A 17,360-nucleotide genomic window follows, 5' to 3' on the forward strand; every position below is an offset into this window, starting at 1 on the left:
GGTACTTGGTATATTATTAGGAAGAAATAGTAAATGAATCTATTGATTGAACATCCTACTCTACGAGTAATCACTTCTTTGTTTATAATCTTTTTTGGGTTTTCAATTAGCCGGATAGATCCAATTCTGCTTTATTTAATTTTCGGGCAGGCTTTAATATTTTTAAGTAAAGTACCTCTTTCCTATTTTTGGCGTCGTTTACATTTTATACTGACATTTATTATATTTACAATGATATTCTTTCCTTTATATGAAACAGGAAGGGAAATTCAGTTTCAAAATCTCAGTATTTCTTACGATGGTCTTTTAAAAGCTATTATTTACTCTGGTAGATTATTATTTACTGTACAAATTCTTACTTTAATGCTTTACCGATTACCGCTGTCTATATTTTTCAGACACTATTTTAGCTGAAGGTTCCAGGTATATTTTTGGAATTACTCCTTTAGATATAACAAGAGGTTTTAAGAGGTTTTAATATGATTTTTATCGGGTGAATAAATAGCAATAGAAATTATGAAGACTTACCCTTGCCACTATTAAGTTAATATAAAATTTAAAATTAAATATAGAGGAAAAAGTAGATTATAATAATATTATGTTAAGTAACAGCTGAGAAAAATTAATGAATAAATATAATTCAATGGTACAAATTAGTAATGAACACAAGGAATAAGAGGTCATTTTTAATTATAAAATAAATTTTTTATCCAACAACCAGATAAAACGACCTCAGGAAGTATCGTAAGACGTGTAGGAAAAGCACAAGCACAGGCGGATAAAGAAATGGTTATCGAGTTAGATGAAGAAGCTGCATCTTTGCCAGAAAGTAAAAAAGTAGATTATGGGAAAAGAACGGGAAACGGATAGCTTTGTGCGAACCAAAAGTTATAATGACGGCTCAATTAACTGCAGATTTTGGGGTCCCGCCAACATTTTAACGGAAATATACACTAAGCCTACGATCACGTCCAGCTTGATGTTTTTTCTTACTCTAAGCCGGGTCTGGGCGAAATGACCCGAACCAGCAGAACTGAAATAAATCCTGAAGTTGCACAGGAAACTTTTAAATTATGGTTAATAAAAGATCCTCAAAAAATAGGCGATAAAAAAGAATTTGGAGTATATGCAAGAATTAGATTTCGTTCAAAAAACGATCAAGTGATTAGATTAGAATTTGAAGAAACAGATCGTTAGGGGATTAGAAGATTATATATAAATTTCATAACAAATTTTGGGGAAAAATAGTATTTTTTAACGTCCTATAATATATATTATGTTAACTAGAAACAAAAATTATGAGGACGAAACCCGTATTTATGGTAAATGAGTAGAATCAACACAGTCGATTTCAACCGAGTACGGCTTAATATCCAGAAGTGGAGTTTGATTTAAAGCTTCCAATCCTTTTACAGTTATTTTATTACCTTCAATTTTAATTACCTCAGCAATAGAAAAAGCAATTGGGTTGGGTCGATTAGGCGAACGAGTAGCAAATACTCCTTTTTTTTCATTGCCTTCTCTAGGTTTGATAAACAGTGGATTTCTACGATTCGCTCGATCAAACCAATAAAGGACAATCAGATGGGAGACGTTTTCTATTCCTTTCATGCCTTCCATATACTCGACAAATACTTCTATTACTTGTGCTTCATCAGATAACCTTCCTTGTCGTGGAGTATCGAATCTTTCTTTGTAATTGCTATGGATGACACCAATTTGAACCAATTCCATTTTCTCACCTCATTTTATTAACTTTTCTTTGGTATAAATTTCCTTATACTAAATATACATCATCAATATACCAAGATGAAATCTACCAGTCAATGTTGAAGTATTTTAATTTTCGATTCATTCTCCTTCGCTACGATTGAAACTTTTCCACCAATCGGAAATGTAATCTGAGGATAAGTATGTCCAAAATCGACATCTGCAATGACGGGTATGGTATCTAGTTCCTTCTTTGACTTAATGATCTTCTTCAATATCTCCCTGCTCATCTCAGATTTCTTTTGGAATCTACCAAAAACAATCCCTCTAACCTCTTCGAATCCTTTTTGGTGAATCAACGATTGTAAATCCCGATCAAAATTTTCGGGGAAAGTGAGTTCGTCATCTTCTAAGAAAAGTATGGTGTTTTTTAAACTCGGCATGAAGTCAGTTCCTTGCAACAAATTCAATGTACATAGATTTCCACCAATAATAACTCCTTCTGCTTTGCTTTCATTAATGACATACCAACCGTTATTCTCAATAAACGTTCGATTATCTTGATCCAAATACCATGGATCATCACTCCAAAAATCCGACGGTTTTACCTCTATGATTTCATCTGTCATCAGTGCTTTTTGAAAATAATCGATGGTATATTCCATTCCTTTTAATATTCCGAACGTAGAAAAGTGAGGACCTGAATAAGTGGTTAAACCAGTTTTGGTATATATCGCATTACCTAATGCTGTAATATCTGAATAACCACAAAGTATCTTTGGATTTGCTTGAATTAATGAATAATCGAGATACTTCAATATTTGATTACTATTATGGCCACCGATTGAAGTTAGAATGGCTTTCACGTTGGGATCTGAAAAAGCATTATGTAGGTCTTCAATTCTCGATTCTATAGAGGAAGAATGAAATTCATCACTTTCATAACAATGCTCTCCAAACGTCACATGGAATCCGAGCGATTCAAGGCGGTCTATGGCTATTTTTTGATTTGCTTGGTTAACGACAGATAAACTTCTTGATGGAGAAACAACACGAATTTCATCCCCTCGTTTTAATTTGTTTGGTATCATGTTCGCAACCTCTTGTAGTAATAAAAACGATTATTTGTCTTCACGAAGTAAATATTCATTGCCATCTTGGTCTTTAAACGAAAACATTTTCCCATACGGCATTTTCGTCAATTTCCCTACTTCAACGCCATTTTCCTTCATTTTTGTAAAAGCATTTTCTATGTCAGTGGTACTTAGTATGACATTTGGATGGCAAACGTTCTTAGATGGATTTTGAGCCTTCATTACATTTTTGTCATATAAAACAAATGTCGTAAATTCACTCTCACTTGGACCCACTTCTAACCATGTCATATTTGGTCCCATTGGTTGTTCAAATTTAACTACAAAATTTAATTTTTCTGTCCAAAACTTTTTTGCTTCCTCTTGATTATTTACATATAACGTGATTTTTCCGATTTTATTAATCATATGTATGACCTCCTAGAAAATATCGTGAATTAATATAATTTCCCGTATGCCCTATTTTATCACTAAAAAGTTACTTTTGAAACTTCACAGAAAACTTATCTGTACATGGTTTAATAAAAATTTGAGCATGGAAATAACCATGCTCTAAATTTTAGCCTAATGAATTATCATCTGAATTATCATCATTTTTCACACCATTTCAAATGCATTTTATTAACGACGAAGTCCTGCAACACTTTCTTTTTCTAGTATTTTTTTAAATACTGATCGATTTCCCAGTGATGTACTTCCCTTGCGAATTGATCGGCTTCTAACTGTTTTGCCTCAATGTATGTGGTAAATGCGTGTTCACCCATTACTTCCTTTACTAGTATATCCTTCCGCATATATTCTAACGCTGAATGTAGGTCTCTAGGGTATCTCTCTGTTTCTATCACTGGTAGATTTTCGATAACGTCAGTTACATCTCCATCAAATTCTTCTGGAGGAGTCATTCCCTTTTTGATCACCTCTAACCCTGCTTTTAACATTACTGCAAAGACTAAATATGGGTTTGCGGTTGGGTCAGGGTTTCTTAACTCGATTCTTGTTCTCTTTCCACGTGCATGGGGAATTCGAATGAGTGCAGATCGATTTCCTCTCGACCAAGAGATATTCGTAGGTGCTTCAAACCCAGGAATTAGCCGTTTATAGGAATTAATTGTCGGGTTCGTAATCGCCGCCATTCCTTTTGCATGCTTTAGTAAACCCCCAATATAATTCTTTGTAATCTTGCTAAGTTCTAAAGGATCTTGTTTATCATAAAACACATTGTTTCCTTCTTTATCCTGTAATGACTGATTACAGTGCATGGCATTACCATTTTGATTGGCAAATGGCTTCGGAATAAATGAGGCGTATAATCCATGCTTATTTGCAATGTTTTTCACAATCATTTTGAACATCATCCATTTGTCTGCAATAGATAACGCATCACCGTATTTGAAATCCACCTCATGTTGTCCAGGTGCAACTTCATGATGGGCTGCTTCAATATGAAAACCAAACTTTTTCATCGTGAGAATAATGTCTTGACGTGCATCTTCCCCTTTATCTATAGGAGATAGATCAAAATACCCTGCATGATCGTGAATGTTAAAAATCGGTTCTCCTTTTTCATCCCGATAGAACAAAAAGAATTCCCCTTCAGCACCTACATTAAATTGGTAGCCCATTTCTTCTGCTTCTTTTAACACTCTTTTTAAAGTATTGCGCGGGCATCCCATAAATGGTTTTCCATCTGTTCCATATACATCACAAAAAAAGTGAGCCACTGATTTTTCATTGGGCCTCAAAGGAAATACTTGAAATGTTGTTAAATCTGGCTTCAAATACATATCGGATTCCTCAATTCGTGCAAATCCATCAATCGAAGAACCATCAAACATCAATTTCCCATTCATCGCATCATCTAATTCGTCTTTATGAATAGTCATATTCTTCGCAAATCCAAAAATATCCGTAAAAATTAACCGAATGAATTCGATGTTATGTTCCTTTACTTTTTTCCAAATGAGTTCTTTTGCCTGTTGCTCTACATTTAATTCCAAGGTAGAAGCCACGAGAACCAACCACTCCCATCATATATTTTTTACTTTGTATCGATTATCCATTAATCGCTTTCACAGATTGTTCCTCTTTTTCCCATACAACCTGCTGCCGTTTTTTCTTTGGTTTGTTCCAATATTGTTCATTTCCTGGTAGATCATCAAACCAAGTTGCATCTTTTGGGCAATCAAGTACCATGAATTTCCCATATTCGCCATGTTTAGATTGATGATATTTTAAATAAGCTTTGCCATCTTCAATCGCTAGGATTTCAATTTTGCCAGAAGAATGACTCATAGATAAACGCACCCGTTTTCCTAATCCGGATGTTCTTGCTTTTGCTTGTTCTACAATCCGGTATACACGTTCAAGTGGAAGAACAAAGTCACGGTTTCCAACAACAGGGCGGTTGATAAAGAAATAATATGGAGTAACACCTGCCCAGGATAACTTATCTAATAATTCACCTAGAACTACAGGGTCGTCATTAATTCCTTTTAAAATAGGGGTTTGATTGACTATAATCGCCCCTGCTTCATGCAATGCCTGAAATGCCTTTTTCGCTTCGTAAGTAATTTCTTGTGGGTGATTAATATGTGCCATGATATAGATGCGTTTTTCTGGGGTTGAGAACTCTTTGATCAGATCTAATAATGATTGATCTTCGTAAATCCTCATGGGGTTAAAAACAGGGAGTTTGGAACCTAGACGAATAACTTTGACATGGGCAATCGAACGAAGTCGTTCAATAATCATTCGTAGCTTTAGGGTTGCAAGGATAAGTGAATCTCCTCCTGTTAACAACACATTATTGATTTCAGGATGTTCACTGATATATTGAATTCCTAGTTCTACATCACTCATTGCTTCTTTAATATCATTTCGGAATAACCGTTTTCGGAAGCAATAACGACAATAAGCACCACACACTTCAGAGACAATTAACAGTGCAGTGGTTTTGTACTTATGCTGACATCCAGGGACGACATAATTCGACTCTTCATCGGAAGCATCCCAACGACCATATTCCATCAATTCGCCTTGATTAGGAATCACCAATCTTCGTATTGGATCGTTCGGATCTTTCCAATTAATCAGACTTAAGTAATACTCATTGGCTCGAAATGCAAATTTTTTGGTAATTCGTTTAAGGATTTCTCTCTCCTCTTTTGGAATCTGAACAACTTGGTCAATGTCCGTAATATACTTTGGTTGTGTCATTAAATTCCTCCTTAGTTTTTATATTTTTTTACTTACATTGTTTATTATAACAGCAAAATATGTAAATAGTCAAAAAATACGTAAAATTATAATACTGTTCATATCCAAAATCAACTTTTTCACAATATTTTTCGATTAATCCATCAAACGCTTCTAAGAATTTTGGCTCCATCGTCTACACTTTAATAAAGAAGAATCAACCTTTTAATTGTTAACCTATTTAATAATAATGGTTGACATAAATTTTAGAACGTATTATGATAATTCTAAATTAATCGACAATATAGGGGGAGATTTTGATGAGTACAAGAAATTGGGTTTTTGCTGCGATGATGGCTACTATTACTGCCATTCTGGCACAATTAAGCATTCCGATTGGACCAGTACCGATTACTTTATCTATTTTTGGTGTATATCTAGCGGCTGGACTACTTGGCGCTAGACTGGGAACAATCTCTATGATTATCTACGTTCTTTTAGGTGCCATCGGAGTTCCTGTGTTCGCTAATTTTTCTGGAGGGGTTCATGTTTTATTAGGGAAAACGGGTGGTTATCTTATTGGTTATATTGTGGCTACATACCTTATTGGAAAACTGTTTGAAAACTCGAAGGGTAAATCTTTACGTTATCGTTCGACACATTTTGTTATTATCTCTTTAATAGGTCTTATCTTTATCTATTTATTTGGGGCAGTGCAGCTTAAGTTAATCCTTCATCTTTCTTGGTCTAAAGCTTTTGAATTTGGTGTAGCCCCATTCATACTACTTGATATCGTGAAAATCGTTATCGCTTCAATGATCATTATCCCAATTAAACAAAGTCTCAAAGCGTCTAATTTAGTATTTGAATAAAGCAACTAGTTAAAAGAAATGGGGGAATTATATGATTCAAAGCTTAAAGGAGAAAGTTATATCAGGCCATTTCATTTCAAAATATGAAGCTATCTCTTTATCGAATATTGAGGGCACAAATCTAGAAGAACTTTTAAATGCAGCAAACGAGATACGAGAATATTATTTAGGTAATCAAGTAGATTTATGTACGATTATGAATGCAAAGTCTGGCAGTTGCTCTGAAAACTGTAAATTTTGTGCACAATCTGGTCATTATAATACCGACGTTGAACAATATCCCTTAGTAGACGCGGATACTGCATTATCTCAAGCAAAAAAGGTTGAACAACAAGGAGCCCATCGTTTTTCACTTGTGACAAGTGGTAAAGGAATTGGCGATCGCGATTTCACTCAAATTTTAGGTGTTTACAAAATATTAAAAGATAACACATCAATTCAACTCTGTTCTTCCTTAGGTATTATTTCTTTTGATAAAGCAAAATCATTAAGAGAAATCGGTGTAACCACCTATCACCATAACCTAGAAACAAGTCGCCATTTTTACCCATTCATTTGTACGACACATAGCTATGATGACCGAATTAAGACGATAAAACAAGCACAAAATGCTGGACTTAACATTTGTAGTGGTGGAATAATCGGAATGGGTGAAACAATGGAAGACAGAATTGACATGGCTTTAGATTTACAACAATTAAATGTAAAATCGGTTCCAATTAATATTTTAACGCCAATACCTGGTACCCCACTAGGTAATACACCGCCTTTAGAAACCAGTGAAATTTTAAAAACAATAGCCATTTTCCGTTTTATACTTCCTACCGCTCATATCCGTCTAGCAGGCGGAAGAAAACTATTAGGTATGAACCAAGCTAAAGGTTTTCAATCTGGAGCAAGCGCTGCGCTTGTGGGAGATTATTTAACTACGGTAGGAAACAAAATTACTGACGATATAAAAATGTTAAAACAAATGGGATATGAAGTAACAAGGGAACTTGTCGTGTAAGCGATAAATTTTTTTATTCATTAACTCTGCGTGAATGAGTCCAATGTCCTAAAATTAAGATTTCTTCATTGGTTGCCCGTTAGCTACTAGGCTACTAGGTGACTTGGCTCTTACCTAGGTTAGATTTTTATTAACTAGCAATCAATGGCTTGCTGGGCACGCAAAATAACAAAAACCCCTTCTCACAATCGTCAAAAAAATATACGATTGTGAGAAGGGGTTTTGATATTAATCATATTTTCCTTAAATTTCCAATATCTCTTGCAATTCTTCTTTAGTTAAGCTTGTAATCATTTGTTCACCAGTTTGAATCACTTTTTCAACTAGTTCTTTTTTCCGTTGCTGCAATTCGTAAATTTTCTCCTCGATTGTGCCACTGGTGATAAGGCGCATGACTTGGACGATTTTTTTTGTCCCATCCGATGTGCTCGCCCTGTTGCTTGTTCTTCTACGGCAGGGTTCCACCATAAATCAAAGAGGATTACCGTGTCTGCGCCTGTCAGATTTAAGCCGGTTCCTCCCGCCTTTAATGAGATTAAGAAGATCTCCTTTTCCCCACGATTGAAATCATCAGCCATCAAAACTCGTTCTTTGCCTGGTGTTTGGCCATCAAGATAAAAATAGTCCAATCCCTTCTCCTGCAATCTTTGGCCAATGATTTGAAGCATGCTTGAAAACTGTGAAAAGATTAATAATCGATTCCCGTTTTCTAACGAGGTCTCTACTAATTCTATGAGCTGTTCTAACTTTCCTGATTCACCTGTATAGTTCTCCAAAAAAAGCCCTGGATGGTTGCAAATTTGTCTAAGTCTAGTAAGACCGGCCAAAATTTTGATTCGGTCTTTATTAAACCCACCCGATTGGATTGATGCTTTAGTTTCATTTCGAATTTTCTCCAAATAGCCGAGATATAACTCTTTTTGCTGTTTTGTTAGCTCAGATACTTGAACGGTTTCGATTTTATCAGGAAGTTCTTTTAGAACGTCTTTCTTTACACGTCTTAAAATAAATGGTCGAACCAATTTTGAGATTTTCTCAGGCGCAATGGATTTAAAAGCCGATTTATTTGGGAAAAATCCCGGTAAAATGACTTGGAAAATAGCCCACAACTCATCAATCGAGTTCTCAATCGGTGTTCCGCTAAGGGCAAAACGTTGACTTGCTTGAATCTCCTGTACGGCTTTAAAAATCTTCGTCGTTGGATTTTTCATCGCTTGTGCTTCATCTATGATAAAGACAGAAAATTGCTTTTTTTGTATAGGTCAATATCTTGGCGCAACATAGGATAAGAGGTAATCCAAACATCGATTTCGTTTGAAAATTGAATAAGTTCTTTTCGTTCCTCTGGATTGCCGTCAATAATTCTTACTTTTAATTCAGGAGAAAACTTTTGAAATTCATTTTTCCAATTGTAGATGAGGGATGCAGGAGCAACGACCAACATAGGTTGAAGCTCTTTTTTCTCTTTTTTTTCTGATGTCATAAAAGTTATGGCCTGAATGGTTTTACCCAGTCCCATATCATCAGCGAGGATTCCTCCTAAGCGGTAATGAGACAATGTTTTCATCCATTGAAAGCCAAAATTCTGATAATCTCGTAACGATGCCTGTAATGATTGGGGTATATCGAAATCTAACTGATCAGGATTTTTAAAATTTTTAATGAAATGGCGAAAGGTTTTCCCGAATCGAATAGATGAATCTCGACTACTGCTAACAATGTCATCAATCAGCATTCCTTTAAATAACGGTCGTTTGATCTCACCCTTTTGTAATTCTGATTTTCTAATGTCTAGCTCATCGATCAATTGATGAATGGTTGCGAAATCGTCATCATCAATGGGAACAAATGTCCCATTATGAAGTCGATAATATCTCTTCTTTTCTATGACTGATTGAAGGATATTTTGGACATCTTGCTGGTCTATTCCACTAATATCAAAACGAACATCAAGCCAATCCCCGCTCGAATCAAGATCAATAGAAACAACAGGCTTTTGCTGTTCTGGAATCATTAATAAGCGAGCGGAACGGGTCAAGTAAATTTCCGCTTTTTCTTCAAGGAGAGGTAAGGTATGGTAGAGGAATTGATAGAGATCCTCCTCTCCTACAAGGTATAACTCTTTTCCATTATATTTCAATGGAGCGCCTTCCAAAATGCTCATGATTTCTTGTTCTTTGACAATATCACGAATCAGAATGGTCTCCTGATTCTCCGTAGTCTCTGTCGTTTCTAATAAAAATGGGTTGAGTATCCGATCCCCATATTGATATTCTAAGTTCACATTTAGGATATCCTGGTTATAATCAATCCATATTTTCGTTTTAAGATCCGGTGCAAGAATTTGATCAGAAATGGTTTCGTCAATTGTCAAAGTGCCGATTTCTTCAAGTGCAGGTGTGACATTGGATAAGAATGGTTCAATTTGATCTTTAGAGATAAGTAAAGAACTATCTCTCTTATTTCTCATGAGAGAAAAGAAATCTTTCATTAGTTTTTGTTGAATAGCAGAAAGTTTATAAAATGTCCCTTTAAAATACAAATATCCATACGGTTCAAATAATATAGCTGATGTTATATCGTTTAGCTTTAATTCGAAATCCTCTTCCTTCCCCTTTTGTAACTCAAAGGAAAACGGTAACTCTTCTTCATTACAAACGTCAATGGTTGGAACCGAATGGGGTGGATATTCAAACCTTGTCTCTCGATCTTTTAATTTCAACAGCAGTTCGTCTACAACGATTGGGGGGATGATCATTTCTCGACTTTCAGTATACGAAGTATGTCTTTGATAGGGCGATGCATCTAGATACAATTGTTCATTTTTTGCAATGGCACGTAAAATTTTCAAAATCTCTTCATCTTCTTTAGAAAAAGCATGTTCAGCTGGTTCATAACTAAAATTTGCCGTAAATACATAGGATTCATGATCACTGGCTCTTAGGAAATCCTTTATATTTTTTACTACGTATGTTCGGTTTAGTCCCGTTTTCATCTCAATCGTCAGGTAATTTTCACTATAATAGGGATAATGAGATTTTGCTTTTAAGATATACTCCACCATAAGTTGATCTTTAGCAGAATTGATATTTCGAATCTCAGTGTATTGTCTTTGAGAAAAAGTCTCAATGAATCGTGTCGTTTGTCCATTGTCTCTTTTTCTAATCGGGTTCTCTTTTAAATGGACGTTTTCTATTTGTTCACGATGTCTCACCATCTCTAGCAAAACAGCAACCTCATGCTTACACTGCCCAAATTGTTCATAAGCCAAGCAATCACAACTAGAGTCTATATAGTGATCATGCAGTTCTACCGTTACATAATAGGTATCATTACCAAGAACTTTCCCAACCCAACACTCGTCTTTCGGTTCATAATATAAAGTTTTTACACGGCCTTGTTTAAAATAGGTAAGTCCCCGTTCATATGCTGTATGATTGAACATCTGTTTAATGGTTTCTTTTGATAAAATTGAAGCTGTAGGTGTCATTTGGCATCACTTTTCCCTTTGATTTATCACAATATAACCAATATACAATGATTTCTTCTTTTCAAAAAAGGTTAAAAAAGATTAACTTTTATATATTATTCATCAAGATCCACATTGTGGTATACTTGTTGAACATCTTCTATATCTTCCAATGCATCAATCAATTTTTCAAATTGTGCTTGTGCTTCTTCTGAAAGTGTTAGTTCATTTTGTGCAAGCATGGTTATTTCTGCAACTGTAAAATCAGTTATACCTACTTTCTTAAATGCTTCTTGAATTGCATGGAACTGGTCAGGTTCCGCATAAATGATCACTGCTTCATCTTCTTCTAAAATGTCACGTACATCTACATCTGCTTCCATTAATATTTCAAGTACTTCATCTGCTGTTTTACCTTCAATACCAATGACAGCTGTTTCATCAAACATATATGATACAGATCCACTTACTCCCATGTTGCCACCATTTTTATTAAATGCAGCACGCACTTCTGCTGCAGTACGGTTCACATTATTTGTAAGTGCATCTACGATTATCATTGATCCATTTGGTCCAAAGCCTTCATAACGAAGTTCGTCGTAGCTTTCATCTGAGCCACCTTTTGCTTTTTCAATGGCACGGTCAATAATCGTTTTTGGAACATTGTATGTTTTTGCACGCTCGATTACGACTCTTAATGCCTGGTTTAATTCTGGATCTGGTTCCCCTTGTTTTGCTGCGACATAAATTTCGCGTCCAAACTTTGCATATATACGACTCGTATTTGTATCTTTTGACGCTTTTTTGTCTTTAATATTGTTCCACTTACGACCCATCATGTTCACTCACTTTCAATTTAAATCTACACAAAAATATTAATATGATATAGCTGCTTCTTCAACATGAAGATGCAGCATTTCACTAGATTATATTATACATTAATTGCATAATTTGTACGAGTTTATTAACCAAAAATACTGGCTGTAATTTAATTATAGGTCTCAAAAAAAGCAACGTGTGAAGATTACACGTTGCCCATTAAATAATTATAGTATATTTTATTGATAACTACTGGGTTCTTTCTTAGGATCATACGATTGTTCCGCCATTGACATGGATTACCTGACCAGATACATAATTTGAATCGTCAGATGCCAAATAAACATATGCTGGAGCTAATTCGAATGGTTGTCCTGCTCTTTTGATTGGTGTATTGATACCAAACTTCTCAACATCTTTTTCTGAAAAACTCGATGGAATTAATGGAGTCCAGAACAGTATTAATAATTGTGCTACCTTGTTGAAGGTAAGGTAGTACAGCTTTAACCATATAAAAATTGGCAAAAACATTCGTTTGAAAGGTATGAATCAGTTGGTCTGACGTAATATTAAGAATGCTTTTTTGAGGATATTGTACTGCCTGATTATTGACTAGGATGTCTACTTTCTTAAATGTTTGGTTCGTCATATTTACAACAGTCTGAGAAAAGCTCTCATTACGCAAATCACCGGGAATAGCCAAACAATTTCTTCCATGTTGCTTAATTTTTTCTGTTGTTTCGGTAGCATCCTGATGTTCATTATGATAGACAATGACAACATCTGCTCCCTCCTTAGCGAATGCAATTGCTACTGCCCTACCGATACCACTATCACCACCAGTTATAATTGCAACTTTATTCTTTAATTTTCCACTTCCAACATAGTTAGGATTTTCGAAGATTGGTTTTGGTTCCATTAAATATTCAAAAGTACATTTGTAACTTTTTCGTATCTTCAAGTCCCTTCTCAGTTAAAGGGCGAATTAAATCCTCTTTTGGGAAGCTATTCCTTTTTTGATGAGAAGGATTCAAGTATATGATGTCGAATTTCTTAATTTAGTTGATCATGTTGAACTATCGTTTTAAGTTAATTTACAAAGGAAGGAAGAGCCTCTATGATAAATCAAAAATTAGAAAAACTAAAGAATGATTGGCTTATTGAAATCACTATCCGTGAAATACAAGAGAAGCTAGAAAAAAATGAACTAACTTCCCAAGATTTGGTTCTCATGTACCTTTCTCGAATTGCTGAATTCGATCAATCTGGCTCCAAAATCAACTCCATAATCGAAGTAAATCCAGAAGCTCTTCAGATAGCAGCCTTATTAGATTTCGAAAGAAAAGAAAAAGGCAGTCGTGGACCACTTCATGGAATTCCTGTTGTCATCAAGGATAATATCAATACGGCGGACAAAATGCACACCAGTGCAGGTTCATTAGCTTTAGCTAATTCTTATGCAACTGAAGATGCCTTTCTTGTGCGAAAACTTCGTGAAGCTGGGGCGATCATTTTAGGTAAAACAAACCTAACTGAATGGGCGAATTTCATGGCCGAAAATATGCCTACAGGATATAGTTCTAGAGGTGGCCAAGTAATGAATCCTTATGGTCCAGGCAAATTTATCGTTGGTGGGTCAAGTTCTGGTTCAGCAGCAGCTGTTGCAGCTAATTTTGCAGTGGTTTCAGTTGGTACTGAAACTTCTGGTTCTATTCTAAGTCCTGCTAGTCAAAACTCTTTAGTTGGTATCAAACCTACTGTTGGGCTTATTAGTCGTTCGGGGATTATTCCTATTTCACACACACAAGACACATCAGGGCCTATAGCTAGAACCGTGGAGGATGCAGTAATTCTGTTAAATGTTCTTCAGGGTGTTGATCAAAACGATCCCATTACACTAAGTTCCGAACTACAAAAAATCGACTTTACCCAATTTTTAAAAGTAAACGGATTAAAAGGAAAAAGAATCGGAATCGCACGTGAGGTTTATTTTGACTACTTAAACGAATCGCAGTTAGAAGTGATGAATACGGCTATTCACCAATTAGCCAGTTTAGGTGCGGAAGTAATTGAGAACGTAACGATTCCTTCTACAAAAGAAAATTGGGATTATAACGTTTTAATATATGAATTTAAATCGGATCTCAATGCTTATTTAAAAACGCTAAATCCTTCATTAGGTATTCGTACCTTAGCTGATATTATTCGCTTCAATGAGCAAACAGGAGAATCCGCACTCAAATATGGGCAAAAAATCTTCATTGATTCAGAGAAGACAAGCGGAAATTTGACAGAGCCAACTTATTTGAATAGTTTGGAAAGGGATCAGTATTTATCCAAAGAAAAAGGTATTGATGCTGTCATGAAAGAGCATGATTTAGATGCAATCGTATTTCCGAATAACTTTGGCGCAAGCATCCCTGCAAAGGCTGGGTATCCTTCTATTACTGTTCCAGCAGGCTACACACAAGAAGGTGAACCGGTTGGAATAACATTTACTGCAAAAGCTTACAGTGAACCAACATTAATTGAAATTGCTTATTCATATGAACAAGCAACAAAACACAGAAAACCGCCAAATTTATAATATTTACGGAACATTTTCATACCTACAATATACAAAAGGCTGCATAAATGCGGCCTTTTTAATCATCCACTCATCCTATTTCGGTTATCACAGGAATCGATGCAAACTTGTCAAATTCCCTCATTTTGATTTTTAGTTCTTTTGTCGTTTGATAAGGGTCTTCAGATGACATAATCGTTGACATGACTGCAATATGATCGATTCCTCTTATAAGTAATTGTTCAATATTGTGTAAATGAATTCCTCCTATGGCTACAATAGGAATATTTACTTCTTGTTTTAGATTTTTAATAAAGGATATCCCCCTTGGTTTAAGCCCTTTCTTGCTATCTGTCTCAAAAATATGCCCTGCAAGAAGATAATTCACTTTTTTCTCAATTTTTTTCGCTTCTTGCAAATGGTGAATTGAAACGCCTATGACACCAGCAAAGTCGATTTCTGTTTTTATAAAGTTTTCATAACTTGTATGAAAGCCATCTGCTTGCACTTCTTTTGCAACTTCTAAATGATGGTTAATCACTAATTTTACCTGATTACTCTTTGTGATTTCTCTTATTTTTAATGCCAAGGGGAATAATTCTTTATTGGATAGATCTTTTTCTCGCAAAATAATGACATCGATACCACCATATATTGCTTTCTCGATGATATCTATGAAACTTCCTTTTTTTACAATTTTTCGATTCGTAATCAGATATAACATTATTCCTCATATCCTTACCCAATCTTTAAAAATCGGTTGATACCCTTTTTTGAAAATCGCTGTTCTGATTTGTTCCACACTTCGTTGATCATCGATCTCGAATTGCCCATCACCAGCATCTTCTATTGAATGTCCTCCCACTTCCGTTGATGAAGCAGCAGACATTCTTGTTACTCCTAAAGGAATCAAATTCTCACGAAATCCTTGGCGTTCTCTTGTTGAAATAGTCATCCCTACACGAGGTAAAAAGATACGTAACGCTAACATAAATTGCACCAAATTCTGATCAGTTACTTCGTATATATCTTCAAAAACCCCTACATGGGGACGAATTCGTGGGAAAGATACACTGAGTTCTACATCAGGGTAATTATTTTGTAAGTAATTCGCATGAAGGCCAGTTATGAAGGCTTCACTTCGCCATTCACCTAAACCTAATAATGCTCCTATATTTACATTGCGCATTTTAGCAATACATCCCCGCTCTGGGGCATCAAGTCGGAAATGGTAGTTACGTTTACGACCTGCAAGGTGAACGTTTCGATAAATTTCCTCATTATATACTTCTTGGTATACGGTAAGGCCATCTACCCCAATTTCAATCAATTGTTGATATTCTTCTATGGTCAATGGAAAAATCTCGATCCCGATAGAATCAAAATATTTTTTCAAGATATGGACAGCTTGAATTACGTAAGAGAGTGGTGTATCTTTTTTCGATTCTCCTGTTAAAATTAAAAGATGTTTAAATCCCATACTAGCGATCGCTTTTGCTTCTCTTTCAATTTCTTCTGTTGACAATTGTTTTCTATTGATTTGATTATCAATGCTAAAACTACAATACGTACATTTATTCGTACAATAGTTAGAAAGATACATGGGAGTATATAATAAAACGGTTTTCCCAAAATGTTGAAGGGATAAGGTATGAGCTCTTTGCGCCATTAATTCCAAATGGTTCTCCGCTTTTGGAGATAATAATGCAAGAAATTCAATTTTATTGATTGGACGATCCTTGTGAATGATTTGTAAAATGTCTGAGTCGGTTAATTCTTCATAAAACTGTTCATAGTTAAAATTCTTATACTGGGAATATACATCAAAAAAACCCACATTAATTCACCTCTTCATATAAAAATCCTGTCAAAGGTGATGAAGGCTGAGCAAGCTGATGTTGTTCAACAAGTTTCGCATGGTAAGCGAGATACCCTGCTTTTACTGCTAAGGAAAAAGCCTTTGCCATCTGGACAGGATTTTCTGCTGTAGCAATGGCTGTATTGACTAACACTGCCGCTGCTCCTATTTCCATCGCTTCTGCTGCTTCTGATGGTTTTCCAATTCCCGCATCAACAATCACAGGAAGATCAACCTCGTTAATTATGATTTGTACTAACTCTTTTGTTTTTAATCCCCGGTTTGTACCAATGGGAGCGCCTAAAGGCATAACCGCAGCAGCACCAGCTTCTACTAATCTTTTCGCAGCCATTAAATCGGGACTCATATAAGGAAGCACAACAAAGCCTTCTTTAGCTAAGATCTCGGTTGCTTTAATCGTTTCTGCATTATCTGGTAAAAGATATTTATTATCCGAAATCACTTCAATTTTGATCCAGTTCCCTAATCCCATAGCTTTAGCAAGTCTTGCTATTCTCACTGCCTCTTCTGCATTTCTGGCTCCAGAAGTATTTGGTAGTAAAATACAGTCCTTTGGTATGTATTCTAGAATATTCTCTTCTTTTGAATCTAAGTTTACACGTCGAATCGCCATGGTAATCACTTGTGATTTCGAAACTTGAATCACGTCTGGTAGAATTTGATGACTAAGAAATTTTCCAGTTCCAATGAATAGGCGACTTTTTAATTCAACTCCACCAATACTTAATTTTTTCATTTCTAAACTCC

At 35.4% G+C, this 17,360-nt stretch carries 13 protein-coding genes and 2 pseudogenes; 4 read left to right on the top strand and 11 right to left on the bottom strand.

What is annotated here, in order from left to right; translation table 11 throughout:
* Positions 1-1,014 precede the first annotated feature (1,014 nt).
* Positions 1,015-1,197 (top strand): DUF3889 domain-containing protein, encoded by a 183-nt coding sequence (locus tag U473_RS05255; RefSeq protein ID WP_068724080.1) that lies wholly within the window; start codon positions 1,015-1,017, stop codon positions 1,195-1,197.
* A gap of 120 nt (positions 1,198-1,317) precedes the next feature.
* Here the strand turns inward: U473_RS05255 and tsaA are convergent, their stop codons facing one another.
* The 5 genes from tsaA to U473_RS05280 form a co-directional block, all read right to left on the bottom strand.
* Positions 1,318-1,734, bottom strand: a complete 417-nt coding sequence (gene tsaA / locus U473_RS05260; protein WP_068724083.1) for a tRNA (N6-threonylcarbamoyladenosine(37)-N6)-methyltransferase TrmO — start codon at positions 1,732-1,734, stop codon at positions 1,318-1,320.
* 89 nt (positions 1,735-1,823) lie between these two features.
* Complete coding sequence (locus tag U473_RS05265) at positions 1,824-2,801, bottom strand: S66 family peptidase (RefSeq protein WP_068724086.1); 978 nt, start codon at positions 2,799-2,801, stop codon at positions 1,824-1,826.
* Between the two features lie 30 nt (positions 2,802-2,831).
* Positions 2,832-3,212, bottom strand: coding sequence for a VOC family protein (locus U473_RS05270; protein WP_068724088.1), 381 nt, complete (start codon positions 3,210-3,212; stop codon positions 2,832-2,834).
* Between the two features lie 245 nt (positions 3,213-3,457).
* The gene (gene glnA / locus U473_RS05275) at positions 3,458-4,813 is read right to left on the bottom strand and encodes a type I glutamate--ammonia ligase (RefSeq protein ID WP_235589069.1); all 1,356 of its coding nucleotides are present in this window, start codon (positions 4,811-4,813) and stop codon (positions 3,458-3,460) included.
* A gap of 43 nt (positions 4,814-4,856) precedes the next feature.
* Positions 4,857-6,020, bottom strand: coding sequence for a KamA family radical SAM protein (locus tag U473_RS05280; protein WP_068724090.1), 1,164 nt, complete (start codon positions 6,018-6,020; stop codon positions 4,857-4,859).
* A 299-nt stretch (positions 6,021-6,319) separates the two neighbouring features.
* Here U473_RS05280 and U473_RS05285 point away from each other — a divergent pair, with 299 nt between their 5' ends.
* Both U473_RS05285 and bioB read left to right on the top strand, forming a co-directional pair.
* Positions 6,320-6,871: a biotin transporter BioY gene (locus tag U473_RS05285; RefSeq protein WP_068724092.1), complete on the top strand. Its 552-nt coding sequence runs from the start codon at positions 6,320-6,322 to the stop codon at positions 6,869-6,871.
* A gap of 31 nt (positions 6,872-6,902) precedes the next feature.
* Positions 6,903-7,880, top strand: coding sequence for a biotin synthase BioB (bioB, locus tag U473_RS05290; RefSeq protein WP_068724095.1), 978 nt, complete (start codon positions 6,903-6,905; stop codon positions 7,878-7,880).
* A gap of 243 nt (positions 7,881-8,123) precedes the next feature.
* Here bioB and U473_RS15165 read toward each other — a convergent pair.
* The 3 genes and pseudogenes from U473_RS15165 to U473_RS05305 form a co-directional block, all read right to left on the bottom strand.
* A pseudogene (locus U473_RS15165) lies at positions 8,124-11,370 on the bottom strand (DEAD/DEAH box helicase).
* Positions 11,371-11,465: 95 nt separating this feature from the next.
* Positions 11,466-12,185 (bottom strand): YebC/PmpR family DNA-binding transcriptional regulator, encoded by a 720-nt coding sequence (locus U473_RS05300; protein ID WP_068724098.1) that lies wholly within the window; start codon positions 12,183-12,185, stop codon positions 11,466-11,468.
* A gap of 253 nt (positions 12,186-12,438) precedes the next feature.
* Positions 12,439-13,141 (bottom strand): annotated as a pseudogene (locus tag U473_RS05305) (SDR family oxidoreductase).
* Positions 13,142-13,285: 144 nt separating this feature from the next.
* Between U473_RS05305 and U473_RS05310 the strand changes: the two are divergent.
* Positions 13,286-14,755, top strand: coding sequence for an amidase (locus U473_RS05310; protein ID WP_068724102.1), 1,470 nt, complete (start codon positions 13,286-13,288; stop codon positions 14,753-14,755).
* A gap of 70 nt (positions 14,756-14,825) precedes the next feature.
* Here the strand turns inward: U473_RS05310 and thiE are convergent, their stop codons facing one another.
* From thiE to U473_RS05325, 3 genes are read right to left on the bottom strand one after another with little or no spacing between them, the layout of a single operon-like run.
* Positions 14,826-15,458 carry a thiamine phosphate synthase gene (thiE, locus tag U473_RS05315; protein ID WP_068724104.1) on the bottom strand — a complete coding sequence of 211 codons (633 nt, stop codon included), beginning with the start codon at positions 15,456-15,458 and terminating at the stop codon, positions 14,826-14,828.
* 6 nt (positions 15,459-15,464) lie between these two features.
* Positions 15,465-16,571 carry a 2-iminoacetate synthase ThiH gene (gene thiH, locus U473_RS05320; RefSeq protein ID WP_068724107.1) on the bottom strand — a complete coding sequence of 369 codons (1,107 nt, stop codon included), beginning with the start codon at positions 16,569-16,571 and terminating at the stop codon, positions 15,465-15,467.
* A 1-nt stretch (position 16,572) separates the two neighbouring features.
* Entirely contained in the window at positions 16,573-17,349 is a 777-nt protein-coding gene (locus U473_RS05325) for a thiazole synthase (protein ID WP_068727487.1), read from the bottom strand.
* Positions 17,350-17,360 lie beyond the last annotated feature (11 nt).

It is taken from the genome of Tepidibacillus decaturensis (assembly GCF_001561915.1).
Classification (GTDB): domain Bacteria; phylum Bacillota; class Bacilli; order Tepidibacillales; family Tepidibacillaceae; genus Tepidibacillus_B; species Tepidibacillus_B infernus.